General features: G+C 62.3%; 25 protein-coding genes. 14 read left to right on the top strand and 11 right to left on the bottom strand.

Annotation, left to right across the window (positions count from 1 at the left end; translation table 11 throughout):
* The first annotated feature begins 8 nt into the window (after positions 1 to 8).
* From ACEWE8_RS01030 to tldD, 5 genes are all read left to right on the top strand, one after another.
* The gene (locus ACEWE8_RS01030; protein WP_046784452.1) at positions 9 to 620 is read left to right on the top strand and encodes a nucleoside triphosphate pyrophosphatase; all 612 of its coding nucleotides are present in this window, start codon (positions 9 to 11) and stop codon (positions 618 to 620) included.
* Positions 621 to 674: 54 nt separating this feature from the next.
* Positions 675 to 2,132, top strand: coding sequence for a ribonuclease G (gene rng / locus ACEWE8_RS01025; RefSeq protein ID WP_012316090.1), 1,458 nt, complete (start codon positions 675 to 677; stop codon positions 2,130 to 2,132).
* Between the two features lie 88 nt (positions 2,133 to 2,220).
* Positions 2,221 to 6,030, top strand: a complete 3,810-nt coding sequence (locus tag ACEWE8_RS01020) for a YhdP family protein (RefSeq protein WP_367903738.1) — start codon at positions 2,221 to 2,223, stop codon at positions 6,028 to 6,030.
* A gap of 14 nt (positions 6,031 to 6,044) precedes the next feature.
* Positions 6,045 to 6,896 carry a carbon-nitrogen hydrolase family protein gene (locus ACEWE8_RS01015; protein ID WP_046784451.1) on the top strand — a complete coding sequence of 284 codons (852 nt, stop codon included), beginning with the start codon at positions 6,045 to 6,047 and terminating at the stop codon, positions 6,894 to 6,896.
* Positions 6,897 to 6,898: 2 nt separating this feature from the next.
* Positions 6,899 to 8,338 carry a metalloprotease TldD gene (gene tldD, locus ACEWE8_RS01010; RefSeq protein ID WP_012316087.1) on the top strand — a complete coding sequence of 480 codons (1,440 nt, stop codon included), beginning with the start codon at positions 6,899 to 6,901 and terminating at the stop codon, positions 8,336 to 8,338.
* Positions 8,339 to 8,379: 41 nt separating this feature from the next.
* On the opposite strand, the gene yjgA is transcribed toward tldD, so the two are convergent.
* On the bottom strand, positions 8,380 to 8,901 hold the full coding sequence (gene yjgA, locus ACEWE8_RS01005; protein ID WP_012316086.1) for a ribosome biogenesis factor YjgA: 522 nt from the start codon (positions 8,899 to 8,901) through the stop codon (positions 8,380 to 8,382).
* A 155-nt stretch (positions 8,902 to 9,056) separates the two neighbouring features.
* Here yjgA and pmbA point away from each other — a divergent pair, with 155 nt between their 5' ends.
* The 6 genes from pmbA (at position 9,057) to ACEWE8_RS00975 (ending at position 14,307) form a co-directional block, all read left to right on the top strand.
* A complete protein-coding gene (gene pmbA / locus ACEWE8_RS01000; RefSeq protein WP_046784450.1) occupies positions 9,057 to 10,403 on the top strand; it encodes a metalloprotease PmbA in 1,347 nt (448 codons plus the stop codon).
* Positions 10,404 to 10,529: 126 nt separating this feature from the next.
* Entirely contained in the window at positions 10,530 to 10,931 is a 402-nt protein-coding gene (locus ACEWE8_RS00995) for a FagA protein (RefSeq protein WP_080952054.1), read from the top strand.
* Positions 10,924 to 12,300 carry a lyase family protein gene (locus tag ACEWE8_RS00990; protein ID WP_046784449.1) on the top strand — a complete coding sequence of 459 codons (1,377 nt, stop codon included), beginning with the start codon at positions 10,924 to 10,926 and terminating at the stop codon, positions 12,298 to 12,300. The genes ACEWE8_RS00995 and ACEWE8_RS00990 overlap by 8 nt, the downstream gene beginning before the upstream one ends.
* A 27-nt stretch (positions 12,301 to 12,327) precedes the next feature.
* Positions 12,328 to 12,789: a hypothetical protein gene (locus ACEWE8_RS00985; protein ID WP_046784448.1), complete on the top strand. Its 462-nt coding sequence runs from the start codon at positions 12,328 to 12,330 to the stop codon at positions 12,787 to 12,789.
* 1 nt (position 12,790) lies between these two features.
* Positions 12,791 to 13,402, top strand: coding sequence for a superoxide dismutase (locus ACEWE8_RS00980; RefSeq protein WP_046784447.1), 612 nt, complete (start codon positions 12,791 to 12,793; stop codon positions 13,400 to 13,402).
* A gap of 11 nt (positions 13,403 to 13,413) precedes the next feature.
* A complete protein-coding gene (locus tag ACEWE8_RS00975) occupies positions 13,414 to 14,307 on the top strand; it encodes a ZIP family metal transporter (protein ID WP_039602462.1) in 894 nt (297 codons plus the stop codon).
* Positions 14,308 to 14,350: 43 nt separating this feature from the next.
* On the opposite strand, the gene ACEWE8_RS00970 is transcribed toward ACEWE8_RS00975, so the two are convergent.
* From ACEWE8_RS00970 to ACEWE8_RS00925, 10 genes are all read right to left on the bottom strand, one after another.
* On the bottom strand, positions 14,351 to 14,623 hold the full coding sequence (locus ACEWE8_RS00970; RefSeq protein WP_046784446.1) for an HPr family phosphocarrier protein: 273 nt from the start codon (positions 14,621 to 14,623) through the stop codon (positions 14,351 to 14,353).
* Positions 14,624 to 14,643: 20 nt separating this feature from the next.
* Positions 14,644 to 15,498, bottom strand: coding sequence for an RNase adapter RapZ (gene rapZ, locus ACEWE8_RS00965; protein ID WP_012316078.1), 855 nt, complete (start codon positions 15,496 to 15,498; stop codon positions 14,644 to 14,646).
* Between the two features lie 2 nt (positions 15,499 to 15,500).
* A complete protein-coding gene (ptsN, locus tag ACEWE8_RS00960) occupies positions 15,501 to 15,965 on the bottom strand; it encodes a PTS IIA-like nitrogen regulatory protein PtsN (protein WP_039602459.1) in 465 nt (154 codons plus the stop codon).
* An 11-nt stretch (positions 15,966 to 15,976) separates the two neighbouring features.
* On the bottom strand, positions 15,977 to 16,285 hold the full coding sequence (gene hpf, locus ACEWE8_RS00955; protein ID WP_012316076.1) for a ribosome hibernation-promoting factor, HPF/YfiA family: 309 nt from the start codon (positions 16,283 to 16,285) through the stop codon (positions 15,977 to 15,979).
* A gap of 79 nt (positions 16,286 to 16,364) precedes the next feature.
* A complete protein-coding gene (locus ACEWE8_RS00950; protein WP_039602457.1) occupies positions 16,365 to 17,858 on the bottom strand; it encodes an RNA polymerase factor sigma-54 in 1,494 nt (497 codons plus the stop codon).
* Positions 17,859 to 18,032: 174 nt separating this feature from the next.
* The gene (lptB, locus tag ACEWE8_RS00945; RefSeq protein ID WP_046784445.1) at positions 18,033 to 18,758 is read right to left on the bottom strand and encodes an LPS export ABC transporter ATP-binding protein; all 726 of its coding nucleotides are present in this window, start codon (positions 18,756 to 18,758) and stop codon (positions 18,033 to 18,035) included.
* Positions 18,759 to 19,283 carry a lipopolysaccharide transport periplasmic protein LptA gene (lptA, locus tag ACEWE8_RS00940; RefSeq protein ID WP_012316073.1) on the bottom strand — a complete coding sequence of 175 codons (525 nt, stop codon included), beginning with the start codon at positions 19,281 to 19,283 and terminating at the stop codon, positions 18,759 to 18,761. It lies immediately after the preceding gene.
* Positions 19,270 to 19,842: an LPS export ABC transporter periplasmic protein LptC gene (gene lptC / locus ACEWE8_RS00935; RefSeq protein WP_039604820.1), complete on the bottom strand. Its 573-nt coding sequence runs from the start codon at positions 19,840 to 19,842 to the stop codon at positions 19,270 to 19,272. Before lptC ends, lptA begins: the two co-directional genes overlap by 14 nt.
* A gap of 7 nt (positions 19,843 to 19,849) precedes the next feature.
* Complete coding sequence (locus ACEWE8_RS00930) at positions 19,850 to 20,374, bottom strand: HAD family hydrolase (RefSeq protein ID WP_039604821.1); 525 nt, start codon at positions 20,372 to 20,374, stop codon at positions 19,850 to 19,852.
* Between the two features lie 15 nt (positions 20,375 to 20,389).
* Complete coding sequence (locus ACEWE8_RS00925; protein ID WP_046784444.1) at positions 20,390 to 21,364, bottom strand: SIS domain-containing protein; 975 nt, start codon at positions 21,362 to 21,364, stop codon at positions 20,390 to 20,392.
* Between the two features lie 247 nt (positions 21,365 to 21,611).
* On the opposite strand from ACEWE8_RS00925, the gene ACEWE8_RS00920 reads away from it, so the two are divergent.
* From ACEWE8_RS00920 to mlaD, 3 genes are read left to right on the top strand one after another with little or no spacing between them, the layout of a single operon-like run.
* The gene (locus tag ACEWE8_RS00920) at positions 21,612 to 22,421 is read left to right on the top strand and encodes an ATP-binding cassette domain-containing protein (protein ID WP_039601753.1); all 810 of its coding nucleotides are present in this window, start codon (positions 21,612 to 21,614) and stop codon (positions 22,419 to 22,421) included.
* Complete coding sequence (gene mlaE, locus ACEWE8_RS00915; protein WP_012316068.1) at positions 22,421 to 23,218, top strand: lipid asymmetry maintenance ABC transporter permease subunit MlaE; 798 nt, start codon at positions 22,421 to 22,423, stop codon at positions 23,216 to 23,218. The genes ACEWE8_RS00920 and mlaE overlap by 1 nt, the downstream gene beginning before the upstream one ends.
* Positions 23,218 to 23,703, top strand: a complete 486-nt coding sequence (gene mlaD / locus ACEWE8_RS00910; RefSeq protein WP_012316067.1) for an outer membrane lipid asymmetry maintenance protein MlaD — start codon at positions 23,218 to 23,220, stop codon at positions 23,701 to 23,703. Before mlaE ends, mlaD begins: the two co-directional genes overlap by 1 nt.
* The last annotated feature ends 7 nt before the right edge of the window (positions 23,704 to 23,710 follow it).

The following is a 23,710-nucleotide window of genomic DNA, read 5'->3' as shown; positions in this document are numbered from 1 at the left end:
ATGTCTGCATGAAACCACTTTACCTGGCCTCCGGCTCGCCCCGTCGTCGTGAATTGCTGGCCCAGATCGGCGTGCCGTTCACCGTCACCAGCGCCCCCATCGATGAAACCCCGCTGCCAGACGAAAGCGCCGTGGCGTATGTCGAACGCCTGGCCCGGAGCAAGGCCGAGGCTGGCCTTGCCAGTCTTGCCGGCCCGGCCGTGGTGCTCGGCGCAGACACTGCGGTGGTGCTCGATGGTCGTATTCTCGGCAAACCGGAAAACCGTGAAGATGCCTTGGCCATGCTGGCCGACCTGGCAGGGCGCGAACATCAGGTGTTGACGGCGGTGGCGCTGAGCGATGGCCAGTGCTGCCTGAGTGTCTGCGTCACCAGCAACGTATGTTTTCGCGCCATCGACCCGCAAGAAGCACAGCGCTATTGGGCCAGTGGCGAGCCAGTGGATAAAGCTGGCGGTTATGCCATCCAGGGCCTGGGGGCGGTATTCGTGACCGGCCTTCAGGGCAGCTATTCGGCGGTAGTCGGCCTGCCCCTGAGCGAGACGGCCGAGCTGCTCGCCCAATTCGGTATCGCCTGCTGGCAGGTGCCGGCGCTTTCTCCTGAGGTAACAAAGCAGCAGTAGCCAGCCCGGCGCCCGCGATCCATGATTACCGAAGACCTTTGACGAGAGCCTGCCATGAGTGAAGAGATCCTGATCAACATCACCCCGATGGAGTCGCGTGTGGCGGTGGTGGAAAACGGGGTGCTGCAGGAAGTGCACGTCGAGCGCACCCAGCGTCGCGGCATCGTCGGCAATATCTACAAGGGCAAAGTGGTGCGGGTGCTGCCAGGCATGCAGGCGGCGTTCGTCGATATCGGCCTGGAGCGCGCCGCGTTCATTCATGCCTCGGAGATTTCCCAGCGCGAAGGTTCTGCCGTGGAGACCATCACCGCACTGGTACACGAAGGCCAGGCCCTGGTGGTGCAGGTGACCAAGGACCCCATCGGTAGCAAGGGCGCACGGCTGACCACCCAGCTGTCCATACCGTCGCGTTACCTGGTGTACATGCCGCGCAGCAGCCATGTCGGCATTTCCCTGAAGATCGAAGACGAAGCCGAACGTGATCGCCTCAAGCAGGTGGTCAGTGACTGCATGGACAGCGAAGACATCAAGAACGCCGGCGGTTTCATCCTGCGCACTGCTGCCGAGGGCGCACGGGCCGAAGAGATCCTGCAGGACATCCGCTACCTGCGCCGCCTTTGGGAGCAGATTGGCAGCCAGATCCAGACCTGCGGCGCGCCGACGGTCATCTACGAGGATCTTGGCCTGGCCTTGCGCACACTGCGTGACCTGGTCAACCCCAAGATCGAGAAGATTCGCATCGACTCACGGGAAACCTTCCAGAAAACCACGCAGTTCGTTGCCGAACTGATGCCGGAGATCGCCGACCGCCTGGAGCACTACCCGGGTGAGCGGCCGATCTTCGACCTGTACGGCGTCGAGGACGAAATCCAGCGCGCACTGGATCGCAAGGTGCCGCTCAAGTCCGGCGGCTATCTGGTGGTCGACCCCGCCGAGGCAATGACTACCATCGATGTCAACACCGGCGCCTTCGTCGGCCACCGCAACCTCGAAGAGACCATTTTCAAGACCAACCTCGAAGCGGCCACGGCAATCGCCCGGCAGCTGCGCCTGCGCAACATTGGCGGGATCATCATCATCGACTTCATCGACATGGAGGATGAGGACCATCAACGCCAGGTGCTGCGTACGCTGGAGAAACAGCTCGAACGTGACCATGCCAAGACCAACATCATCGGCATCACCGAGCTGGGCCTGGTACAGATGACCCGCAAGCGCACGCGTGAGAGCCTGGAGCAGGTACTGTGCGAACCGTGCACCGCCTGCCAGGGGCGTGGCAAGCTGAAAACCCCGGAAACTATCTGTTACGAAATTTTCCGCGAGATCCTTCGTGAAGCCCGCGCCTATCAGGCAGAAGGCTATCGGGTGCTGGCCAACCAGAAGGTGGTCGACCGCTTGCTCGATGAAGAGTCCGGCAACGTGGCCGAGCTGGAAACGTTCATCGGTCGAACCATTCGCTTCCAGGTCGAGTCGATGTACTCGCAGGAGCAGTACGATGTGGTGCTGCTCTGAGGCTTTCTGATACCCAGCCCAAGGTGCTCGGGCTGGCAAAACCGCTGCTTCGAGCCATCATGGATAAACGACCTGGAGGGCCTTGGCCATGGGACGTCTGACCCGCGTTCTTGTCGCCTTGACCCGTTGGGGGCTGGGCATCTGCGCCCTGCTGGCTGTGTTGGTGGCGCTCTATGTCAGCCTCGGCCGGGAGCTGGTGCCACTGGTGGCCGAATACCGCGCCGACCTTGAAAGCAAGGCCGAGCAGGCGTTGGGCATGCCGGTGCATGTGGGGGCGCTTGAAGGGCGCTGGAGTGGCCTGGCGCCGGTGCTGCGGGTTCGTGACCTGCAGTTGGGCGAGGGCGCTTCGGCGTTGCGCCTGGATGACGTCAAGCTGGTGCCGGACCTCTGGGCCAGCCTCACTGCCCGCGAAGTACGCCTGGCGCATATCCAGTTGGCGGGCCTGCAACTGATCCTGCGTGAGAACGAGCAGGGCGGTTGGGCGCTTGAAGGCTTACCGCAAAAGGACGACGCGCCGCTGGACCCGGCCGAGGTGCTGCAGCGTCTGCAACAGTTGGGCCGTATCGACGTATTCGACAGCCAGGTCACCCTGCAGCCCTGGCAGCGTGACCCGTTGACTCTTACCTATGTCAGCCTTGGCCTGCAGGCCGGCGCTTCACGCCAGGCGCTGGACCTGCGTGCGACCCTGCCTGATGGCCAGCCGTTGGCACTGAACCTGCGCAGCCGGGTAACGCCCCAGGCCTGGCGCGATGGTAAGGCAGAGGCTTACCTGAGCCTGCCGCAGAGCGACTGGGCGCGTTGGCTGCCGCCACGCCTGCTCGGCCAGTGGCAGGCCCAAGCCCTGCGCGCCGGTGGTGAGTTCTGGGTTGACTGGGGCGAGGGCCGGTTGCAGCAGGCGGTGGTCCGCCTCAATGCCCCTCAGTTGCGCGGCGCCTATGCCCAGCGCCAGGCGGTGACACTGGATAACCTGGCGGTCTCGGCCTGGTTCCAGCGTCGCGAGCAAGGGTTCGATGTGGTTGTCGATTCACTGGCTGCCAACATCGGCAAGGCTCGCTGGGAGTCGAAGCTGCAGGTGCGTCAGCGCGCAGGTGAGGAACCCGGTGGGGAAAGCTGGCAGGTACAGGCCGACCGCCTTGACCTTGCGCCGCTGACGCCTTTGATAGATGCACTGGCGCCACTGCCTGAAAAATTCATGACTGCGGTCGATGCGCTGAATGTGACCGGTGCCGTGCGCAACTTGCGCCTCGACTTGCGGCCCAAGGCCGAGGGTGATCAACGGCTGCAGTTCGCTGCCAATCTGGAAAAAGTGGGTTTTGACGCCTACCACGGCGCACCCGCTGCCGGCAATGTCAGCGGCAGCATCAGCGGAGACCTGGGCCATGGCGAGCTGCGCCTGGATACCGACGCTTTCATGTTGCATCTGTATCCGATCTTCGCCAAACCTTGGCATTATCAGAAAGCCAACGCCCGTTTGACCTATACCCTCGACAAAGAGGGTTTTACCTTGGCTGCCCCCTACCTGAAAGTGCTGGGCGAAGAGGGCAAGATCGCCGGGGATTTCCTGATTCGCCTGCTGTTCAATGAAGGCAGCGAGAGCTATATGGACCTGCGCGTAGGCCTGACCGAGGGCGATGGGCGCTACACCGCCAAATACCTGCCTGAAGTACTCAGCCCGGCGCTCGATGAGTGGCTGCGCAGTGCCATCGTCAAGGGCAACGTCGATGAAGGCTACTTCCAGTACCAAGGTTCGCTGAACCACGGTGCCAGCCCCGAATCGCGCAGCATCAGCCTGTTCTTCAAGGTGCACGACGCCGCCCTGAACTTCCAGCCTGGCTGGCCACAGGTGCAAAACGTCGATGGCGATGTGCTGATCGAGGACAGTGGCGTGCGCATCAAGGCCCATAAAGGCCTGTTGCTGGACACCCAGGTAAGTGACGTCAGTGTCAACATTCCCCATGTGGAGGGTGCCGAGCAAAGCCGCCTGTACCTTGATGGCAATTTCGACGGCAGCCTCGGCGATGGTCTGAGGATTCTCAAGGAAGCGCCTATCGGCACGGGCGAAATTTTCGCAGGATGGGAGGGCGAGGGGCCGCTCAAGGGCAAGCTCAAGCTCGACATCCCCCTGGCCCGAGGACAACGCCCGAAGGTACAGGTCGACTTTGCCACCTCCGATGCACGCCTCAAGGTTGCGCCGCCAAGCCTGGAGCTGAGCCGACTCAAGGGCGATTTCAGTTTCGATCTCGACAAGGGGCTGAGCGGGAAGAACATCGCCCTGCAGGCATTTGGCAAGCCGGTGACCGCGCAGATAACCGCCGGGGGCCAGCCTGGGCAGATGCAGACGCGTATCAGCGCGAATGGCCACGTGGCGCTCCGGGCCTTGACCGACTGGCTGCAGTTCAAGCAGCCCTTGCCGGCGTCCGGTGACCTGCCCTATCAATTGCAACTCAACCTTGGCAGCCGCGACAACAGTCTGAGCGTGAATTCGTCGCTCAAAGGCCTTGCAATCGATTTGCCTGCGCCGTTCGGCAAGGCCGCAGCAGATACCCGTGAGAGCCGATTCAGCATGAGCCTGCAGGGGCCTGAGCGGCGTCTGGATGCTGCCTACGCCGACCTTGCCCGCTTTGCCTATGCCGCGCCCAGCCAAAACCTGGCGCAAGGTCGCGGCGAACTGCTGCTGGGGGCAGGGCAGGCGCAGGTGCCAGCTGGGCAGGGCCTGCGTGTACGGGGGCGCCTCGAGAGCCTGGACCTGGCGCCCTGGCAGGCGCAGATGACGCAGATGAGTGGCGACGACCCTGGCGCAAGTGCCCGGCGGACTCTGCAGAGCGTAGACCTGAGCATCGGCCAGTTGAAGGCCCTTGGCATGGACCTGAACCAGGCGGTCGTGCGTCTGGCCCGGGGAGGCCCAGCGTGGGATCTGCGCCTGGACAGCAAGGAAGTCATCGGCAATGCACGTTTACCCGATGCCAAGGGCGCACCGATGACCGTGCGCCTGCAGACCTTGCGCCTGCCACCAGCGGACCCGGCGCAAGCACAGGCCGAGGAAGGCCCTGACCCGCTGGCCTCGTTCGACCCACGCAAGGTACCGGCACTGGACCTGACCATCGACAAGCTGTACCGCGGCGACGACCTGTACGGCAACCTGGCGCTGAAACTGCGCCCGACCGCTCGAGGGGTGGCAGCTCAGGATATCGACCTCGTCTTCAAAGGCCTGCACATCGACGGCCGGGGCGGCTGGGAAGGTGACAGTGGCGCCACCAGCAGTTGGTACAAGGGCCGCCTGGATGGCAAGAACCTGGCCGACGTGCTCAAGGCCTGGGGCTTCGCGCCTACCGTGACCAGTCGAGACTTCCGTCTGGATGTGGATGGCCGCTGGCCCGGTTCGCCAGCCTGGGTCGGCCTCAAGCGCTTCTCGGGCAGCATGGATGCGGCGTTGCGCACAGGGCAGTTCGTCGAAGTGGAGGGCGGCGCGCAAGCCTTGCGGGTGTTCGGCCTGCTCAACTTCAACTCCATCGGCCGGCGTCTGCGCCTGGACTTCTCCGACCTGTTCGACAAGGGCCTGGCCTATGACCGGGTAAAAGGCTTGCTGGTAGCCAGTGACGGCGTCTACGTGACCCGCGAGCCGATCAGCGTGACCGGGCCTTCGAGCAACTTCGAGCTCGACGGTACGCTGGACCTCGTTCGCGACCGGGTCGACGCCAACCTGCAGGTCTCCCTGCCAGTGACCAACAACCTGCCGCTGGCCGCGCTGATCGTCGGCGCACCGGCGGTCGGTGGGGCGCTGTTTCTGGTCGATAGGCTGATCGGTGACCGGGTATCGCGCTTCGCCAGCGTGCACTATCGCATCGAAGGGCCGTGGAAAGAGCCTAGAATCACCTTTGTGAAACCGTTCAACAAGTAGTGCCAGGAGTGCCCATGAAGGTAGCGGTCATCCAGATGGTCAGCCAGGACGATGTGCTGGCCAACTTGCAGCGTGCGGGTACCTTGCTGGAACAGGCGGCATTCGGCGGCGCGAGGCTGGCGGTGCTGCCAGAAAATTTCGCCGCCATGGGGCGCAAGGACGCCGCTGCGCTCGGCCGGGCCGAGGCGCTGGGTGAGGGGCCGATACTGCCCTGGTTGAAACGCACGGCCCGCGACCTCAGATTATGGATTGTTGCCGGCACCTTGCCGCTGCCACCTACCGATCAGCCTGATGCCAAGGCGCATGCCTGCTCGCTTTTGATCGACGAGCACGGCGAGGTGGTGGCGCGCTACGACAAGCTGCACCTGTTCGATGTGGACGTGGCCGATAACCGCGGCCGTTACCGTGAATCCGACGACTATGCCCATGGCGCGCAAGTGGTGGTGGCCGACACGCCGGCAGGGCGCCTTGGCTTGAGCGTCTGCTACGACCTGCGTTTCCCGGAACTCTACAGCGCGCTGCGCAGTGCCGGCGCGCAACTGATCACGGCACCTGCGGCATTTACTGCGGTCACAGGCGCGGCGCACTGGGAAGTGCTGATTCGTGCCCGGGCGATCGAAACACAGTGCTATGTGCTGGCCGCAGCACAGGGCGGTACCCATCCAGGCCCGCGGGAGACCTATGGGCACGCGGCGATCGTCGACCCCTGGGGGCGGATCGTCGCCGAACAGGCGCAGGGCGAAGCGGTATTGCTCGCCGAGCGCGACAGTGATGAACAAGCGTCCATTCGGGCGCGCATGCCGGTTGCCTCGCACCGGCGCTTTTTTTCGCAGGACGCCTTGCGGCCTGCGCACACCTCGGAGTGACTATGAGCCAGATGTTATCCACCGTCAGCGAGCAGCTCCTGGCCCCAGGCGGACTGACCCTGGACAGCCTGCAGGCTGTACTGGGCGAGTTGGCCGGGCCGGGCATCGACGCCGCCGACCTGTACTTCCAGGGCCAGATCTCGGAAACCTGGGCGCTGGAGGACGGCATTGTCAAAGAGGGCAGCTTCAACCTTGACCAGGGCGTGGGCGTGCGTGCCCAGTCGGGTGAGAAAACCGGTTTCGCCTACAGCAACGCGATCAACCTCGAGGCTCTGACTTCGGCAGCCCGTGCGGCGCGTTCGATTTCCCGCGCCGGCCAGAATGGCACTGTCCAGGCGTTCCGCAGCCAGGACGTGACGGCCCTGTATGCCCCGGACAACCCGCTGGATGTGCTCAGCCGTGCTGAAAAGGTCGAGCTGCTCAAACGTGTCGATGCCGCCACGCGGGCGCTCGACCCGCGTATCCAGCAGGTCAGCGTGAGCATGGCCGGGGTTTGGGAGCGCATTCTGATTGCTGCGGCCGACGGCAGCCTGGCCGCTGACGTACGGCCGCTGGTGCGCTTCAACGTCAGTGTCATCGTCGAGCAAAATGGTCGGCGCGAACGGGGCGGGCAGGGCGGCGGCGGGCGTACCGACTACCGCTTCTTCACCGAGGAACGGGTCATGGGTTATGCCCGTGAGGCGCTGCGCCAGGCCTTGGTGAACCTGGAGGCCATTCCTGCGCCAGCTGGGACCTTGCCGGTGGTGCTGGGTTCTGGTTGGTCGGGTGTGCTGTTGCATGAAGCGGTCGGTCACGGCCTGGAAGGCGACTTCAACCGTAAGGGCAGTTCGGCGTTCAGTGGCCGGATCGGCGAGAAGGTGGCTTCGAGCCTGTGCACTATCGTAGACGACGGCACCCTCGAGGGCCGCCGAGGCTCGCTGAGTGTCGACGACGAAGGTACGCCGACCGAATGCACCACGCTGATCGAGAACGGCGTGCTCAAGGGCTACATGCAGGACAAACTCAATGCACGCCTGATGGGGATGGCCGTGACCGGTAACGGCCGCCGGGAATCCTATGCCCATCTGCCGATGCCACGCATGACCAACACCTACATGCGTGCCGGCGAAAGCGACCCGCAGGAAATCATCGCCTCGGTGAAGAAAGGCATCTACTGCGCCAATCTTGGCGGTGGCCAGGTGGACATCACCAGCGGCAAGTTCGTGTTCTCCACCAGCGAAGCCTATCTGATCGAAGACGGGAAAATCACCGCGCCGGTCAAGGGCGCGACGCTGATCGGCAACGGGCCCGAGGCCATGAGCCGAGTGTCGATGGTGGGTAACGATCTTGCGTTGGACAGCGGTGTGGGCACGTGCGGCAAGGATGGGCAATCGGTGCCGGTAGGGGTTGGCCAGCCGACCTTGAAGCTGGACGCGATCACCGTCGGTGGTACCGGCGCGTGATGCATGCCCCGGGGCTGCAGGGCAGCCCCAGGTGGCGGGGCTCAGCGCAGGCCGCGCTGAAGTTCGTCGAGGTCGCGGATGTACTTGAAGACCTTGCGCGCAGCGGCAGGCGGCTTGTTCCGCGCCTTTTCGTGCTGAGCGTGACGGATCAGCGAACGCAGTTGCTGACGGTCGGTGTCGGGGTATTCGTTGACGAAGCGTTCAAGGTCCTCGTCGTTACCGTCGATCAGGCGGTCCCGCCAGCGCTCCAGGTTGTGGAAGCGTTCGTTGTACTGGCGGCTGGAGCTGTCGATCTGCTCGAGCACCGCGTGGATGGCGTCCAGGTCCTGGTCGCGCATCAGTTTGCCGACGAACGACATATGCCGTTTGCGTGCGCCATGGGCGGTGTGCTTGCAGGCTTCGGCCAAGGCTTTGCGCAGCTCGTCGGTCAACGGCAGGCGCGCCAGGGTATCGGCCTTGACCGTGGTCAGGCGTTCGCCGAGTTCGACCAGCGCATGCAACTCGCGCTTGATCTGGGTTTTGCTTTTTTCGCCGTCGAAGGCGTCGTCGTATGAATCAACCATGGTGGCAGTCCGTTTAAGTTTTATGAAAAGTCGCCGCGCAGGCACTTTTCGTACAAGGCATAGAAATTGCCGCCATGATAACCACCCGGGGGCCGCTTGTCCGGCCCGGTCGTAGAATGACCCTCGCCGAACGCAGAATTTGAGTGGAGAAAACCATGAGTGCAGTCCAGAGCGTAGGCCCCAAGGACCTGCCAGCATTGCAGGAGCAGGTCGAAGCGATCATCGCCGAGGCGAGCCGGCAGGGTGCCAGCGCCTGCGAAGTGGCAGTATCGCTGGAGCAGGGCTTGTCCACCACGGTGCGCCAGCGTGAGGTCGAGACGGTAGAGTTCAACCGCGACCAAGGCTTTGGCATCACCCTCTATGTCGGCCAGCGCAAGGGCTCGGCCAGCACCTCGGCCAGTGGGCCGGAGGCTATTCGCGAAACCGTTGCCGCCGCCCTGGCCATTGCCAGGCACACCTCCGAAGACGAGTGCTCGGGGCTGGCTGATGCGGCACTGATGGCGCGCGAGATCCCTGACCTGGACCTTTACCATGACTGGGATCTGGAGCCCGAGAAAGCCATCGAGATGGCGCTGGCCTGCGAGGCTGCGGCGTTTGACGCTGACCCGCGCATTCTCAACGCCGATGGCACCACCCTCAATACCCACCAGGGCTGCCGTGTATATGGCAACAGCCATGGCTTCATCGGTGGCTACGCATCGACCCGGCACAGCCTGAGCTGCGTGATGATCGCTGAAGGTGAAGGCCAGATGCAGCGTGATTACTGGTATGACGTCAACCGCCAGGGCCACCTGTTGGCCGACCCGCGCAGCATTGGCCAGCGCGCGGCACAGCGAGCAGCCAGCCGACTCGGTGCGCGTCCGGTCAAGACATGCGAAGTGCCGGTGCTGTTCTCCGCCGAGCTGGCGGGTGGTCTGTTCGGCAGCTTCCTGTCGGCCATTTCTGGTGGCAACCTGTACCGCAAGTCGTCGTTCCTCGATGGTGCCATTGGCCAGCGTCTGTTCCCCAGCTGGCTGACGCTGGACGAGCGCCCGCATATTCCGCGTGCCCTTGGCAGCGCGGCATTCGACGGTGATGGCCTGGCGACTTATGCCAAGCCGTTTGTCGATAAAGGGGAGCTGGTGTCTTACCTGCTGGGCACCTATTCCGGCCGCAAGCTCGGCTTGCCAAGCACGGCCAACTCCGGTGGCGTGCATAACCTGTATGTCACCCATGGCATCGAAGATCAGGCAGCACTCATCCGGCGCATGGGGCGCGGTTTGCTGGTGACTGAGCTGATGGGCCATGGCCTGAACATGGTCACGGGCGACTACTCACGGGGTGCCGCAGGTTTCTGGGTTGAGAATGGCGAGATCCAGCATGCGGTGCAGGAAGTGACGATTGCCGGCAACATGAAGGACATGTTCCAGCAGATTGTCGCGATTGGCAGCGATCTTGAAACCCGCAGCAATATTCACACGGGCTCGGTGTTGATCGAGCGGATGACCGTTGCAGGTAGCTGAGTTGCTTGAGCGTTAAGCAAAACCTAAAAACCCGGCCACTGTGCCGGGTTTTTATTTGCTCAATCCGCGCTTGAAGTGATTACGTTTATCATTTAATAATGAATATCATTACCCAAAGCTTTGGTGATGATGTTCATGAAACCTGTCCTGCGCGAACTGCCCTACCTGGAAAACTGGCGCTGGCTCAGCCGGCGCATCCGCTGCGCGCTCGAACCCGACGAGCCGCGCCTGATCGAGCACTACCTTGCCGAAGGCCGCTACCTGGTGTGCTGCACGGATACCTCGCCATGGACGGTGGCTCTGACTTCCTTCCGCCTGCTGCTGGATACCGCTTGCGATCGCATGCTGCCATGGCATTGGCGTTGCCAGTGCCTGGACCAGGCCTGGCGCCCTCTGCTTGAACTGCGCAACCTGGACCGCCGCGAACAGAACCAGCGCTGGCAACCCTACGCTCTGCAACTGGCCAATTGCCGGTTGCTGCCGTCCATTTCCCCCGATGAACTGATGCAAGGATTTGATGATGAGTGATACCCGTATCGAGCGTGACAGCATGGGTGAACTGCAAGTGCCGGCCCAGGCCCTGTACGGCGCCCAGACCCAGCGCGCGGTCGACAATTTCCCGATCAGCGGTCAGCGTATGCCGGCCCAGTTCATTCGTGCCCTGCTGCTGGCCAAGGCTGCGGCAGCCAAGGCCAACATCGAGCTTGAGCAGATTTCCGCCGCCCAGGGCCAAGCCATCGTCAAGGCGGTCGAGCAACTGCTTGCCGAGGACTTCATCCAGCACTTCCCGGTGGACGTGTACCAGACTGGCTCCGGCACCAGCTCGAACATGAATGCCAACGAGGTGATCGCCACCTTGGCCAGCCGCCTGCTCGGTGAGCAGGTCAATGCCAACGACCACGTCAACTGTGGCCAGAGCAGCAACGACATCATCCCGACCACCATCCACGTCAGTGCCGCACTGGCGCTGCATGAGCAGTTGCTGCCCGCCCTGGCTCACCTGGCTCAGGTGATCGAAGCCAAATCGGTGCAGGTGCATCAGTACGTGAAGACTGGCCGTACCCACCTGATGGATGCCATGCCGGTGCGCATGAGCCAGGTGCTCGATGGCTGGGCGGCACAGATCAACGGCGCCAAGGCGCATATCGAAGCGACCCTGCCGAGCCTGCAGGCCCTGGCCCAGGGTGGCACTGCCGTGGGCACCGGGATCAACGCCCACCCGCAGTTCGCCGCAGGCTTTGCCCGTCAGCTGAGCGGCCTCACCCAGGTCGAGTTCACCCAAGGACCGAACCTGTTCGCCCTGATCGGCTCCCAGGACAACGCCGTGGCGCTGTCCGGCCAGCTCAAGACCACAGCCGTGGCACTCATGAAAATCGCCAACGACCTGCGCTGGATGAACTCCGGCCCGCTCGCCGGCCTCGGTGAAATCGAACTGCAAGGCCTGCAGCCTGGCTCCTCGATCATGCCGGGCAAGGTCAACCCGGTGATCCCGGAAGCCACCGCCATGGTTGCCGCCCAGGTGATCGGCAACGACGCGACCATCGCCGTTGCCGGCCAGTCGGGCAACTTCGAGCTCAACGTGATGCTGCCGGTGATTGCCCGCAACCTGCTGGAGAGCATCGAGCTGATGGCCAATGCCAGCCGCCTGCTGGCCGACAAGGCCATCGCCAGCTTCAAGGTCAACGAGAACAAGCTCAAGGAAGCCCTGGCGCGCAACCCGATCCTGGTCACCGCGCTGAACCCGATCATCGGCTATCTCAAGGCCGCCGAGATCGCCAAGACCGCCTACAAGCAGGGCCGGCCGATCATCGACGTGGCGCTGGAGCATACCGACCTGTCGCGCGATCAGCTCGAGGCGCTGCTGGACCCGGAAAAACTCACCGCTGGGGGCATCTGACCCGCGTCATCGCCCAGGAGACGTGTCATGCAGCACTGGAAACGCACCACCGAGGCCGCCAATCGCCTGTTCGAACAGGGCGAGCTCGTCGATGCCCGGGAACTCTACCTGCAAGCCCTGGCTCTGGCCCAGGTGCTATTGGAGCGCTGGCATGACGTCGACGAAGCGGTGGCGGCGTTCGTCGTCGCCCATCACAACCTGGCCGACCTGCACCTGCGCCTGAACCAGCCGCAGGAGAGCGCCGACTACCTGTGCGCCGCTCACCAGCGCCTGCTCCAGGCCAGCCAGCAAGCGCGTTTGCCGCAGGCGCTGCGTGATGCCGCGCTGCGCCACAGCGGGCGCACTTACACCCAATTGCTGAGCTTCATTGCCGAGTACGGCCAGTATCCGCGCACCGAGCGTCTGCTCGATCGCCAGGCGCCCTTGGCCAGTGAACTGGCTGCCCAGCCGGACCTGCCGCCCACAACCCAAGCTTACGGAATCCATTGATATGCCTCATACCTTGCCTGCATTGCCCTATGCCTACGATGCGCTGGAACCGAACATCGATACCCAGACCATGGAAATCCACCACACCAAGCACCACCAGACCTACGTCAACGGCCTCAACGCCGCGGTCGAAGGTACCGAGTGGGCTGAATGGCCGGTTGAAAAGCTGGTTGCTGCGGTCAAGCAGTTGCCGGAGAACCTGCGAGGCGCGGTGACCAACCATGGGGGTGGTCACGCCAACCATTCGCTGTTCTGGAAGGTCATGTCGCCCACAGGCGGGGGCCAGCCACAGGGCCTGGTGGCCAAGGCCATCGAGGCTGAACTGGGTGGTTTCGAGGCGTTCAAGGAAGCTTTCACCAAAGCTGCGCTGACCCGCTTCGGCAGCGGCTGGGCCTGGCTCAGCGTGACCCCTGAGCAGAAACTCGTGGTGGAAAGCAGCGGCAACCAAGACAGCCCACTGATGCATGGCAACACACCGATCCTCGGCCTGGATGTGTGGGAGCACGCCTACTACTTGAAGTACCAGAACCGTCGCCCGGAATACATTGGGGCTTTCTACAACGTAATTGACTGGGCCGAAGTGGAACGTCGTTATCTCGAAGCCAGCCAGTGAGTCGGACCGGTATGCGCTCAGAGGTGATGTCGGTCAGTAGTGTGCGCCTGTTCCGGCTGGCGCTGGGTACTTTGCTGCTCTTGGTTGGCACAGCCCTGCTGGTGGCCCGGGGCATCGCCTGGCTGGACCTGGACCCACGCATGTTGCGTGCCCTTGAGGGCGGCGCATTGTGCGCGCTGGGAACAGCGCTGGGCGCGGTACCGGTGCTGGTGATTCGCAACATGCCGGTGGCCCTGGCCGATACCTTATTGGGTTTCGGGGCCGGTGTGATGCTGGCGGCCACCGCTTTCTCGCTGATCATCCCTGGGCTGGATGCCGCTCAGTCCATAGGTTTCAGCCCTTGGGGCGCGGGAGGCCTGATCAGTGCCGGTTTACTGTTCGGTGCGATGTGCCTGTTCGTGGTCGATCTGAAAGTCTCGGGTGCTTCGCCCGAGGCCTTGGTCGGCAACGAGAGGCAGCCGGTGATCGCGGCGCGAATCTGGCTGTTCGTGATCGCCATCATCGCCCACAACATTCCTGAAGGCATGGCTATCGGTGTTTCGGCGGGCGGTGGCATGGCCGACGCTGACAGCCTGGCCATGGGTATCGCCTTGCAGGATGTACCCGAAGGGTTGGTCATTGCGCTGGTGCTGGCAGGGGCGGGGATGCCGCGGTTCAAGGCGTTTCTGATCGGTGCCGCGTCGGGGTTGGTGGAGCCACTGGCAGCGGTGATCTGTGCCTGGCTGGTGAATGTCGCCGAATTGCTGCTACCGCTGGGCCTGGCCTGTGCGGCAGGGGCGATGTTGTTGGTGGTGACCCAGGAAATCATCCCCGAGTCGCGCAGCAATGGGCATCACCGTTTGGCCAGCCTCGGGCTGTGCGTGGGTTTTTGCCTGATGATGGTGATGGATACGGCGATGTCTTGAATTGGCATTGCCGGCGATGAGGCCAGCCTGGATTTGGGGTGGCTTATTCGCCTTCGTCGAAGTAGTTGTTGATCAACGCTACCAGCGCTTCCAGCGCATCGTTGTCCTGCTCACCCTCGGTGTGCAGGTGCACCTGGGTGCCTTTGCCTGCCGCCAACATCATCACGGCCATGATGCTCTTGCCGTCCACCAGCTTGTCGGGTGCGCGGCCCACCCGCACCTGGCAGGGGAAGCGCCCGGCTACGCCGACGAACTTGGCGGCCGCCCGGGCATGCAGGCCCAACTTGTTGATGATGGTGATTTCGCGGGCGGGCATCGTGGTGCGGATCCTGTGGGCTAGAGGTCGCGGTGGCGGACCTGGACGTTTTTCAAGGACTGTTGCAGCAGCTGGCCGAGGCGCTCGGTGATGTACACCGAGCGGTGGTGGCCACCTGTGCAGCCAATGGCGATGGTGACGTAGGCGCGGTTGCTGGCGGCAAAGCGGGGCAGCCATTTGAGCAGGTAGGTCGAGATATCGGTAAACATCTCTTCGACATCCGGCTGCGCGGCAAGGTAATCGATAACCGGCTGATCCAGGCCAGAATGCTCACGCAGCTCGGGCTTCCAGTACGGGTTGGGCAGGCAGCGTACATCGAAAACCAGGTCTGCATCGACCGGCATGCCACGCTTGAAGCCGAACGATTCGACCAGGAATGCGGTGCCCGGCTCAGGTTGATTGAGCAGGCGCAACTTGATCGAGTCGCGCAGTTGGTAAAGGTTGAGGCTGGTAGTGTCGATCTTCAGGTCGGCGAGGTCGGAGATTGGCCCCAACAGTTCGCTTTCCACGCGGATCGCTTCGGCCAGTGAGCGATCTGCATTTGTCAGCGGATGACGCCGGCGCGTTTCGGAGAAACGCTTGAGCAGCGTGTCCTCGTCGGCGTCGAGAAACAGCACATCGCACTGGATATGGCGGCCACGCGCTTCGGCGAGCAGTTCGGGGAAGCGTGACAGGTGGCTGGGCAGGTTGCGGGCATCAATGGACACTGCCACTTTCGGTTGCAGCAACTCTGTATGGATCAACGCGTTTTCCGCCAGCTGCGGCAGTAAACCGGCAGGCAGGTTATCGATACAGTAAAAGCCGTTGTCTTCCAGCACGTCGAGGGCGGTACTCTTGCCGGAGCCGGACCGGCCGCTGACGATGATCAGGCGCATGTTCAGTGCTCGTTCTGTGCGTCCAGGACTACCTGGTACAGGGCCTCGCTGCTGTTGGCGGCACGCAGGCGCTCGCGAACTTCCTTGCGATCCAGCATGCTGGCGATCTGGCGCAGCAGTTCCAGATGGGCGTCGGTGGCAGCCTCCGGCACCAGAAGGATGAACAGCAGGTCGACTGGCGCGCCATCGATGGCGTCATAGTCGATCGGAGCATCCAGGTGCAGCAGGGCACTGACGGGAGAGGTGCAGCCTTCGAGCCGGCAGTGAGGTATGGCGATGCCATTGCCGAAGCCTGTGGAACCGAGCTTTTCACGAGCGATCAGCTTTTCGAAGACGTCTTGCATCTCCAGCTCGGGTATTTGATCGGCAATCAGATTGGCGACCTTTTCCAAGGCGCGCTTCTTACTGCCACCCGGCACGTTCACCAGGGAACGGCCGGGGGTCAGGATGGTTTCAAGTCGGATCATGGATGAGGGGATCAGCGGGCGGCTGCACCTTGCAGCAGGCTTTGCTGTTTTTCCTTGTGTTTTTTCAGTTGGCGGTCGAGCTTGTCGGCCAAGGCATCGATCGCTGCATACATGTCTTCGTGTTCGGCGTTGGCAACCACTTCACCGCCTGGAATCTGCAGGATCGCTTCGACCTTCTGCTGCAGCTTCTCGACTTTCATGATGACCTGCACGTTGGTGATCTTGTCGAAGTGACTCTCCACCCGGGCGAGCTTTTCAAGCACGTAATCGCGCAGCGGCTCGGTGACTTCTACATGCTGTCCACTGATATTGACTTGCATACAGCTTCTCCTTTGTTGCCCGTGCATAAAGAGGCAGGTCTTGCACCTGCCCCACAAACGCTGTGGCAGATCCGAGGGGCTACATCAGTCGCTTGCGTTCGCTCGACGGTGCGATGCCGAGAGACTCGCGGTATTTGGCGACGGTGCGACGGGCTACCTGGATGCCTTGTGCCTCCAGTAAACCAGCGATCTTGCTGTCACTCAATGGCTTTTTCTGATTTTCCGCCGCAACCAGTTTCTTGATGATCGCGCGGATTGCCGTGGACGAGCATTCTCCGCCCTCGGAGGTGCTGACGTGGCTTGAGAAAAAGTATTTCAGTTCGTAGATGCCGCGTGGCGTGTGCATGAATTTCTGCGTGGTCACCCGCGAGATGGTCGACTCGTGCATGCCCACGGCTTCGGCGATGTCATGCAGTACCAGGGGTTTCATTGCCTCGTCGCCGTGGTCCAGGAAACCGCGCTGATGCTCGACGATCTGTGTGGCGACTTTCATCAGCGTTTCATTGCGGCTTTGCAGGCTCTTGATGAACCAGCGTGCTTCCTGCAACTGGTTGCGCATGAAGGTGTTGTCGGCGCTGGTGTCGGCCCGGCGGACGAAGCCGGCATATTGCGGGTTGACCCGCAGGCGCGGGATCGCTTCCTGGTTCAGTTCGACCAGCCAGCGATCGCTGTCCTTGCGCACGATGACATCGGGCACCACGTATTCCGGCTCACTGGACTCGATTTGCGATCCCGGGCGCGGGTTGAGGCTCTGAACCAGCTCGATGACCTGGCGCAGTTCGTCTTCCTTGAGCTTCATGCGGCGCATCAGCTGGCTGTAGTCGCGCCCGCCGAGCAGGTCGATGAACTCGGTGACCAGGCGCTTGGCCTCGGCCATCCATGGTGTGCTGGCCGGAAGTTGGCGCAGTTGCAGCAACAGGCACTCGCCCAGGTTGCGTGCGCCGACGCCTGCAGGCTCGAACTGCTGGATACGGTGCAGCACCGCTTCGACTTCGTCCAGTTCGATATCCAGCTCCGGATCGAAACCGGCGCAGATCTCTTCGATCGTGTCTTCCAGATAGCCTTGGCCGTTGATGCTGTCGATAAGAGTGACTGCGATCAGGCGGTCGGTATCGGACATCGGTGCCAGGTTCAGTTGCCACAGCAGGTGGCTTTGCAGGCTTTCGCCGGCTGATGTGCGGGTGGTGAAGTCCCACTCGTCGTCATCGTTGCTCGGCAGGCTGCTGGCGCTGGTCTGGTAGATGTCTTCCCAGGCCGTGTCGACCGGAAGCTCATTGGGGATGCGCTCGTTCCACTCACCGTCTTCCAGGGTCTCGGCACTGGCGGTGCTTTCCTGAAAGCTGTTGTCCTGGACTTCGGCGGCCGGCTTGCTCTCGGCGTTATCCGCCATCGGGTCGCTGTTGTCGAAGTCTTCGCCGTCTTCCTGACGTTCGAGCATCGGATTGGACTCCAGCGCTTCCTGGATTTCCTGCTGAAGGTCCAGGGTAGAGAGCTGGAGTAGGCGGATGGCCTGTTGCAACTGCGGGGTCATCGTCAGTTGCTGGCCCATTTTTAGGACGAGCGATGGTTTCATGGCAGGGGCTAATACCTTGTTCGCCGGCGCGCACGCGCCATCCACTACACGAGGGCGCCGGAGCGCCAATTTCAAGCAAGTTTTATGCCTTAAATTGTAGCGTTTGCCTAGAGCACTGTAACAACTTAAGCCCATTCAAGGCTGTAAAACCAGTGCTCCAGGCGCGTCCCTGAATCAGAGTCGGAACTCGTGACCCAGGTAAACTTCCTTGACCAGTTCGTTGGCCAGGATGGTCTGCGCATCGCCCTCGGCGATCAGTTGCCCGTCATTGACGATATAGGCGGTTTCGCAGATATCCAGGGTCTCGCGCACGTTGTGGTCGGTGATCAGTACGCCGATGCCCTTGGCCTTGAGGTGGTGGATGATCTGCTTGATGTCACCGACCGAAATGGGGTCGACGCCAGCGAAGGGTTCGTCCAGCAGGATGAACTTGGGGGCGGTTGCCAGGGCGCGTGCGATCTCGACACGGCGACGCTCGCCGCCGGAAAGGCTCATGCCGAGGTTGTCGCGGATGTGGCTGATGTGGAACTCCTGCAGCAGGCTTTCCAGCTCCTTGCGGCGGCCCTCACGGTCGAGCTCCTTGCGGGTCTCGAGGATGGCCATGATGTTGTCGGCCACCGACAGCTTGCGGAAGATCGAAGCTTCCTGCGGCAGGTAGCCGATGCCGGCGCGTGCGCGCCCGTGCATGGGCTGATGGCTGACATCGAGGTTGTCGATGAGCACGCGCCCCTGGTCGGCCTGGACCAGGCCGACGATCATGTAGAAGCAGGTCGTCTTGCCTGCGCCGTTGGGGCCTAGCAGGCCGACGATCTGACCGCTGTCGATCGACAGGCTGACGTCACGCACGACTTGACGCCCTTTGTAGCTCTTGGCCAGGTGCTGGGCTTTGAGGGTTGCCATTTACTCGGCCTTCTTCTTCGGCTGGATCACCATGTCGATGCGCTGACGTGGCTGGGTCACGTTGCCGCCGCGACCGGCGGTCGCAACCTGGGACTTGGTGTTGTAGACGATCTTCTCGCCTTCGGTGGTGTTGCCTTCGTTTTCGACCTTGGCGCGGTCGGTGAGAATCACGGTGTCCTTTTGCGCCTGATACTGGATGGTCACGGCCCAGCCTTTCATCTTGTCAGGCTTGGCGGCGCTCTGCTGCTGCTCGAAATAGGCCAGGTTGCCCACCGAAGTGACCACGTCGATGTCACCGTTGGCGGCGCGGGTCATGGTCACGGTATTGCCTTTGATCATCATCGAGCCCTGAGTGATGATCACGTCACCGGTGTAGGTGGCTACGCCTTGCTTGTCGTCCAGGTGCGCGTTGTCGGCCTGGATGCGGATAGGCTGGTCACGGTCGGTCGGCAGGGCGAAGGCGCTCGCGCTTCCCAGTGCTGCGCTCAGGCTGAGCAAAAGGGGGAGGGTTTTAACGAGCCTCATACTGTCCTCTTACGTTAGAGAGCAGGTCCATCCTGCCTTCTTTCAAATACGCTTTCATTCCTTTGCCCGTAGTTGTGCCACCGGCGCCGTCGATTCTAACGGCTTGCTCGGTCTGCGCATATTGCTTCTGCGGGAACACGGTCATGCGTGAGCTGGTAATGATGGTCTCACGCTGCTTCTCATCGGTGCGGGCCACGCGCACCTTGTCGATCAGTTCGACCTCGGTGCCGTCCGGGTTGACCTCGGCGCGCACGCTCTGTATGTGCCAGGGGTATTCGGTGCCGCGGTACATATGCAGGTCGGGCGTGGTCACCAGTGTGACCTCGGTGGCCTTGAGGTGTTCGACCTTGTCGGCGGTCATTTCATACTGCAGCTTGCCATCGGGCAAGAACTGTACGCTGTGGGCGTTGATCGCATAATAGTCGATCGCGCTTTCGTCGACCTGCGCTACCGGCTTGTCGAGGAAGCTCTCGGGGCTGACATTCCAGTAGCCTATTGCCGCCAGCAGGGCGGCGATCACCGCGAGCAGCGCAATATTGCGGGCTTTCTTGCTGAACATGGGCAACCTACAGGTAGTTGGCGTTGGCAGCGTCCAGGGTGCCCTGGGCCTGCATGATAAGCTCACAGAATTCGCGAGCGGCGCCCTCGCCGCCGCGTGCCTGGGTCACGCCGTCGGCATGCTGGCGAACGAAGGGCGCTGCATTGGCCACGGCGATACCCAGGCCGACCTTGCGAATGACCGGCAGGTCGGGCAGGTCGTCGCCCAGATAGGCGACCTGCTCATAGCTTAGGCCCAGTTCGGCGAGCAGGCCGTCGAGCACCACCAGTTTGTCTTCGCGGCCCTGAAACAGATGCGGGATGCCGAGGTTTTTTGCGCGACGCTCGACCACCGGGGTTTTGCGCCCGCTGATGATTGCCGTGGTCACGCCCGAAGCCATCAGCATCTTGATGCCTTGGCCGTCGAGGGTGTTGAACGTCTTGAATTCGCTGCCATCTTCGAGGAAGTAAAGGCGGCCATCGGTGAGCACACCGTCCACATCGAACACGGCAAGCTTGATGGCCTTGCCGCGCTGCATCAGGTTCTGGGTCATTTGCGTCGTTCTCATTTACATCACGCCTGCGCGCAGCAGGTCGTGCATGTTCAGGGCACCGACCGGGCGGTCGTCCTTGTCCACCACCACCAGGGCGCTGATCTTGTGGTCTTCCATGATCTTCAGTGCTTCGGCGGCGAGCATCTCGGCGCGGGCTGTCTTGCCGTGCACGGTCATGACCTGGTCGATCAGGGTAGTGTGCACGTCGATGTTGCGGTCCAGGCTGCGGCGCAGGTCACCGTCGGTGAAGATCCCGGCCAGCGTGCCGTTCGCTTCGGCGACCACGGTCATGCCCAGGCCTTTGCGGGACATTTCAAGGAGGGCGTCCTTGAGCAGTGTGCCACGTTGTACCTGGGGCAGTTCGGTGCCAGCGTGCATGACGTTCTCGACCTTGAGCAGCAGGCGGCGGCCCAGTGCGCCACCGGGGTGCGAGAAGGCGAAGTCTTCTGCGGTAAAGCCGCGCGCTTCGAGCAGGGCAATGGCCAGGGCGTCGCCCAGCACCAGTGCTGCCGTGGTCGATGAGGTGGGCGCCAGGTTCAGTGGGCAAGCCTCATGGGCGACACGGGCATCGAGGTTGACCTCGGCGGCCTGGGCCAGCGGGGAGTCGGGGTTGCCGGTCATGCTGATGAGCTCGATGCCAAGGCGCTTGATCAGCGGCAGCAAGGTGACGATTTCGGCGGTGCTGCCGGAATTGGACAGGGCCAGGATGATATCGCCACGGGTGATCATGCCCATGTCGCCATGGCTGGCTTCAGCCGGATGCACGAAAAACGCCGGCGTGCCGGTGCTGGCCAGGGTTGCGGCGATCTTGTTGCCGATATGCCCAGACTTGCCCATGCCGACCACCACGACGCGGCCCTTGCTCGCCAGGATCAGCTCGCAGGCCTTGACGAAGTTGGCATCGATGCTGGCCGTCAAACCTTGTACGGCCTCGATTTCCAGGCGCAGGGTGCGCTGGGCGGACTGGATCAGCTCACTGGATTGGCTCATGTCGAAAAGCAATGCCTGATGAAAAGGCGGCGATTATAGCCGCAATGTAAGAAAGCCTCACCCTTTCGATTGTGCAATGAAAAGACATCGAAGCCTGTCGCTGGCCTGAACGACTCGCTCCATGGCCTTGGGGCCACCCTGTCAGCGGTGCTATAGTTCGCCGCTATTCGGCCCGCCAGGGGCGCGTGTGTCTTCAAGATGAGGGCCGGCGTCCATTAGGACATGGCTGTACTAGCAAGGAGTCTAGATGAGTGTGGATAGCGCCTACGCGGTCGAGTTGAAGGGCGTCACCTTCAAGCGCGGTTCGCGCAGCATTTTCAGCAATGTCGACATACGCATTCCGCGTGGCAAGGTCACCGGCATCATGGGGCCGTCGGGTTGCGGCAAGACCACGCTGTTGCGCCTGATGGGCGCGCAGTTGCGTCCGTCCATTGGTGAAGTATGGGTTGCCGGGCAGAACCTGCCGAGCCTGTCGCGCAGCGACCTGTTCGATGCGCGCAAGCAGATGGGAGTACTGTTCCAGAGCGGTGCCCTGTTCACCGACCTCGATGTGTTCGAGAACGTTGCCTTCCCGCTGCGCGTGCACACCCAGCTGTCGGACGAGATGATCCGCGACATCGTGTTGATGAAGCTGCAGGCCGTGGGCTTGCGTGGTGCCATCGACCTGATGCCCGACGAACTGTCCGGAGGCATGAAACGGCGCGTGGCGCTGGCCCGGGCGATTGCGCTGGATCCGCAGATCCTCATGTATGACGAGCCGTTCGTCGGCCAGGACCCGATCGCCATGGGTGTACTGGTACGCCTGATCCGGCTGCTCAATGACGCGCTGGGTATCACCAGCATCGTGGTATCCCACGATCTGGCCGAAACCGCCAGTATCGCCGACTACATCTACGTAGTGGGTGACGGCCAGGTGCTGGGCCAGGGCACGCCCGATGAGCTGATGGGCTCGGACAATCCGCGTATTCGCCAGTTCATGAAGGGCGATCCGGACGGCCCGGTGCCATTCCACTTCCCTGCGCCTGACTACCGCGCCGATCTGTTGGGGGCGCGTTGATGCGCAGAAAATCCTTGCTTGAACGTATCCGCCTGTTTGGTCGCTCGGCGATCGACGTGCTGGCCGTGCTCGGGCGTTCCTGCCTGTTCCTGTTCCATGCACTGGTCGGCCGTGGCGGCATCGGCGGCGGTTTTCAGCTGCTGACCAAACAGCTGTATTCGGTGGGCGTGCTGTCGCTGGCGATCGTCGCGGTGTCCGGTGTGTTCATCGGCATGGTGCTGGCACTGCAGGGTTACAGCATCCTGACCAAGTACGGCTCCGAGCAGGCGGTGGGGCAGATGGTCGCCCTGACCCTGCTGCGCGAGCTGGGCCCAGTGGTTACCGCACTGCTGTTCGCGGGCCGGGCAGGTTCGGCGCTGACCGCCGAAATCGGCAACATGAAGTCCACCGAGCAACTGTCGAGCCTCGAGATGATCGGTGTCGACCCGCTCAAGTACATCGTTGCGCCACGCCTGTGGGCCGGTTTCATTTCGTTGCCGCTGCTGGCGCTGATCTTCAGCGTGGTCGGCATCTGGGGTGGCTCGTGGGTCGCTGTGGACTGGCTGGGCGTCTACGAAGGCTCGTTCTGGGCCAACATGCAGAACAGTGTTTCCTTTACCGACGACGTGCTCAACGGGCTGGTCAAGAGCCTGGTGTTCGCCTTCGTCACGACCTGGATCGCCGTATTCCAAGGGTATGACTGCGAGCCCACCTCAGAAGGGATCAGCCGTGCCACCACCAAGACCGTGGTTTATGCCTCGTTGGCTGTACTGGGTCTGGACTTTATTCTGACCGCCTTGATGTTTGGAGATTTCTGATGCAAAACCGCACCCTGGAAATCGGTGTCGGCCTGTTCCTTCTGGCCGGGATCCTGGCGTTGCTGCTGCTGGCCCTGCGTGTCAGCGGGCTATCGGCCAGCCCGAGCAGCGATACCTATAAAGTTTATGCCTACTTCGACAATATCGCCGGTTTGACGGTCAGAGCTAAAGTGACCATGGCCGGTGTGACGATCGGCAAGGTCACCGCCATCGATCTGGACCGTGATTCCTACACCGGCCGGGTGACCCTGCAGCTGGACGGCAAGGTCGACAACCTGCCGACGGACTCCACTGCTTCGATCCTGACCGCCGGTCTGCTTGGCGAGAAGTACATCGGCATCAGTGTCGGCGGTGAGGAAGAGGTGCTCAAGGAAGGCGCAACCATCCATGACACCCAGTCGGCGCTGGTACTGGAAGATCTGATTGGCAAGTTCCTGCTCAATACCGTGGGCAAGGAACCGAAAGAAGCACAACCGGCTAATTAAGGAGTTT

The sequence above is a fragment of the Pseudomonas sp. TR47 genome (genome assembly GCF_044143025.1).
Taxonomy (GTDB): domain Bacteria; phylum Pseudomonadota; class Gammaproteobacteria; order Pseudomonadales; family Pseudomonadaceae; genus Aquipseudomonas; species Aquipseudomonas putida_E.
This window is presented reverse-complemented; position numbering and strand designations above follow the sequence as displayed.